The sequence below is a fragment of the Streptomyces sp. NPDC002265 genome, from assembly GCF_040296125.1.
Taxonomy (GTDB): Bacteria; Actinomycetota; Actinomycetes; order Streptomycetales; family Streptomycetaceae; genus Streptomyces.
This window is the reverse complement of sequence record NZ_JBEOWS010000572.1, coordinates 1-3,730: the sequence shown is the minus strand read 5'-3', so window position 1 is coordinate 3,730 and position 3,730 is coordinate 1. Positions and strand designations below refer to the sequence as shown.

The following is a 3,730-nucleotide window of genomic DNA, read 5'->3' as shown; positions in this document are numbered from 1 at the left end:
GCCCGCACGCGGGCGACGTTGTGGACGAGGTCGTAGGCCGTCGGGGTGCTCCAGCCGAAGCCTGCCGCCGTCCGCAGGGGGACGCCGTCGAGGGGTAACGCAAGGACGGCGGGCGCGGCGACCAGCTCGGCGCAGGCGCCGCCCGTGGTCAGCGCGGCGACGGGCTCGCCGACCCGGGCCGCGTCCACGCCCGTGCCGACGGCCACGACATGCCCGGACACCTCGAAACCGGGGACGAACGGGCGCGGCACGGGCAGGGTGCCGTCCGCGGCCATGGTGTCGCCCCATTGGACACCGGCGTACGCCGCCCGGATCACGACCTCACCGGGCCCGGGAACGGGCTCGTCGAGGTCCGCGGTCCGGTGGTCGCCGCCGCTGTCCAGCACGATCGCCTTCATGAATACAGCCTCCTGAGCTGACTCAGTATCCTGTGACTCGTAGGAGCGACCCTAGGTGTCACAGATACCTGAGTCAACGCAGATCCCTGTGAATAGGAGCGGGAACGTGGCGGACATCCCCGTCGAGGAGTACCTCTGCACCCGGATCAGGCGGGCGGAGCAGGCGCTGATGGCACATCACGAAGCCGTGCTGCGCGGACACGGGCTGACCATGACGCAGTACACCGTGCTGCTGACGCTCTCCCGCGAGGGCGGCCTGTCCGCGGCTCAGACGGCGCGTTCCTGCGGGGTCACCCAGCAGACGATGGCGACCGTCCTGGCCAACATGGAAGGAAAGGGGCTCATCCGCCGCGACCCGTCCCCGGTGCACGCCAAGGTGCAGATCGCCACGCCGACCGAGGAGGGCCGGGCGGTACTGGATCTCGCGTACGCCGAGGTGATCGTGCTGGAGCGGGCGCTCACCGCCGCGTTCACGCCCGCCGAGCACGCCTCCCTGTGCGCGCTGCTGGACCGTACGACGGACGTCCTGGTCGAACAGACCCCGCCGGCCCGCGCCCGCTGACCCGCCCTTCGGCACCGGCGGCGGCGCCGCGAAGGCACCGCCGGACCGGTCGCTCCGCGGCGCGCCGCCCGGCCGCCGTCAACGCACGGGCCGCGTGCGACCCCGCGGGTGAACCCGGGCGCCGCGTGTGCGTGCCGGACGGCACCCGCGGCGTCGGCTCCCTACGGTGGCGCCTGTGCTGCTGAGCTGTGCCTTCATCAATCTGAAGCCCGGAGTCGGGAAGACGACCAGCGCGGTCTGGCTGGCCCACGCCCTGTACGAACTGGGCCGGCCACCGCTCCTGGTCGACGGCGACCCGGCCGGTTCCGCGCTGCGGTGGAGCGAACTCGCCGGCGGCTTCCCGTTCCCCGTGATCGCCCTGCCGGTGGGCGATGTGCACCGCCGCATCGACGACTTCCTCGGCCTGCGCCAGGCCGTGGTGCACGACGCCCCCCAGCTGGAGGACCACGCCCGCATCGCGCGCAGCATCATGCGCCATGCCGACGAGTGGATCGTGCCCGTCACCCCGGCCCCCATCGAACTCGACCGGATGGCACCCATCGGGACCGAGATGGGCGACGTGCAGTCCCTTCGTACGCGACCCGCGCGCACCGCCGTGCTGCTCAACCGCACGAACCGCCCCGACGCCACGCGCACCGGTCCCGACGCCGACGCCCGGGAGGTGCTCGCCGAACGCGGCTTCGACGTGCTCGACACCCAGATCGCCCGGCTGGACCTGTACTCCCAGTCGTTCGGCGGCCGGGTCCGCGCCCAGGACACGGCCTACATGGACCTCGCCGAAGAACTCATCAAGCGTCAGGAAAACGCATGACCCAGCGCAAGAACACCTACCGCGCGGCCCTGCACCGCGACCCCGCCGAACCGGGCTCCTCCCCCGCCAGGTCCACCACGCTCAGCACCCGCTTCGTCCGCATCACCATCGAGCTCGAACCGGACGCCGCGCGCAGCCTGGACCGCTGGACGGCACCGGCGATCAGCCTGCTGTCCCACACCCGTACGACCGCCCTGGACCTGCTCTCGGCGTTCACCCGGGCGACACCGGCGGCCACCGCGGACCAGCAGTCCTGAGACCGGTACAGGTCCCCCGGCACGGAAGGCTCCTGCCGAGGACACGGCCCGGGCGCCCACGGCCCCGCCCGGAGCGGGATCACGGCGGGGTCACCCGGGGCGCGACCGCGGCCATCTGGGCGCCGGACAGCTCCTCCAGGGAACGGCCGCGGGTCTCGACCCGGAAGACATAGGTGACCAGGAAGCCCAGCGCGCAGGTGCCGGCCACCCCGTACAGCAACGCGCTCTCCCCGATGCCGGACAGCAGGACGGGGAAGAGGAACGTCCCCAGGGCGGCGCCCAGCTTCCCGCACCCGGCCGCGAAGCCGTGGCCCGCGGTACGCATCTCGGAGGGGAAGACCTCGGCGGGCAGGGCGAACGTGGTGGAGTTCGGCCCGAGGTTCATGAACAGGTTGAACAGCCCGAACCCGACGGCGACCAGCACGAGGTGGGCATCGGCCCCGCCCGGCAGCCGGCCGGCCACGGCCGGCAGGCACAGCGCACAGGCCATCACCGCGAACCCGGTGAGCTGGAGCGGCACCCGGCCGACCCGGTCCACCAGCAGGATCGCCAGTACGAACCCGACGGCCAGGAAGACGTCCAGGAAGGCGGTGCCCTTGGTCGAGGCGATGTCGTCGGCGATGAAGCTGCTGTTCGCCCCCGCCAGCGACAGCGACGCCAGCAGGGTCGGGGTGAAGATCCCCACCCCGTACGTGGCGATGTCCATCAGGAACCACGGCACCGCGGCGAAGATCGTGCGCCTGCACCAGCGAGGGGAGAAGAGCCGCGGCTGGATGAACGCCTTCAGCCCTTCCGGTGTCGCCTCCTGCCGGACCCGGTCGGCGTCGGACACCCGCACCGGGGAGCCGACCAGGGCGCGGCCGACCTCGCACGCCTCCCGCTCCCGCCCGTTCTGCGCCAGCCAGCGAGGGCTCTCCGGCACCATGCGCCGCAGCCAGATGATCACCAGGGCGGGCAGCGCCCCGAATCCCAGCAGGATCCGCCAGGATCCGGTGTGCGGCCACGCCTCGAGGATCACCACTCCGGCGACCGCGCCCATCAGGATGCCCACCGCCTGAAGGCTGAAGGCGGCCACCAGCCACCGGCCCCGGGCCTTGGCGGGCAGGATCTCCGCCAGATAGCTCGCGGCGATCGGGTAGTCCAGGCCCACCGCGACGCCGAGCGCGAACCGGAACGCCATCAGCGACCACACATCCCAGGCGCAGGCGCACAACAGGGAGAAGACGACGAACATCCACAGGTCGACCCGGAAGATCCGGCGCCGTCCGATCCGGTCCCCCAGCGGCCCCAGCAGCGCGGCGCCGAAGACCGACCCCACGATGGCCGCCGCCGAGATCAGGCCCTTCTCTGCCGCGTCGACCCGGAAGTCGTGGGAGATCAGCGGGTTGGCGACCCCGATGACGAAGAAGTCGAAGCCGTCGAGCAGGATGCCCAGCCCGGCGAGCAGCCAGAACAGGATGTGCAGGCGCGTCATGGCCGCACCGTCGAGCGCTTCGCCCAACGGCCGCTCCTGGTCGGGGAGATGTGTCGTCCGCGTGGTCTCGGTGGTCATGGTCCTCACCAGGCCGGGGGCCGCGTCGAAGGGCGATCGGAGACCATCGTGCGCACATCCGGACGACTCAGCGGAGGTGACGAGCCGACCTCGGCTCGAACACACGCGATCGGCCCAGCGGCCCGGTCGTCCACAGTGCGGACGTACGCC

The 3,730-nt window shown here is 72.1% G+C and carries 5 protein-coding genes; 3 read left to right on the top strand and 2 right to left on the bottom strand.

What is annotated here, in order from left to right; translation table 11 throughout:
- Nucleotides 1-398 (bottom strand): alcohol dehydrogenase catalytic domain-containing protein (locus ABT085_RS44975; protein WP_351622631.1); only part of this gene is annotated, 398 nt, incomplete at its 3' end.
- Between the two features lie 106 nt (nt 399-504).
- Here ABT085_RS44975 and ABT085_RS44970 point away from each other — a divergent pair.
- From ABT085_RS44970 to ABT085_RS44960, 3 genes are all read left to right on the top strand, one after another.
- Entirely contained in the window at nt 505-960 is a 456-nt protein-coding gene (locus ABT085_RS44970; protein WP_351622629.1) for a MarR family winged helix-turn-helix transcriptional regulator, read from the top strand.
- Nucleotides 961-1,135: 175 nt separating this feature from the next.
- Nucleotides 1,136-1,771, top strand: coding sequence for a nucleotide-binding protein (locus ABT085_RS44965; protein ID WP_351622627.1), 636 nt, complete (start codon nt 1,136-1,138; stop codon nt 1,769-1,771).
- Entirely contained in the window at nt 1,768-2,028 is a 261-nt protein-coding gene (locus ABT085_RS44960; protein ID WP_351622624.1) for a hypothetical protein, read from the top strand. The genes ABT085_RS44965 and ABT085_RS44960 overlap by 4 nt, the downstream gene beginning before the upstream one ends.
- Nucleotides 2,029-2,107: 79 nt before the next feature.
- On the opposite strand, the gene ABT085_RS44955 is transcribed toward ABT085_RS44960, so the two are convergent.
- A complete protein-coding gene (locus tag ABT085_RS44955; RefSeq protein ID WP_351622621.1) occupies nt 2,108-3,580 on the bottom strand; it encodes an MFS transporter in 1,473 nt (490 codons plus the stop codon).
- Nucleotides 3,581-3,730 lie beyond the last annotated feature (150 nt).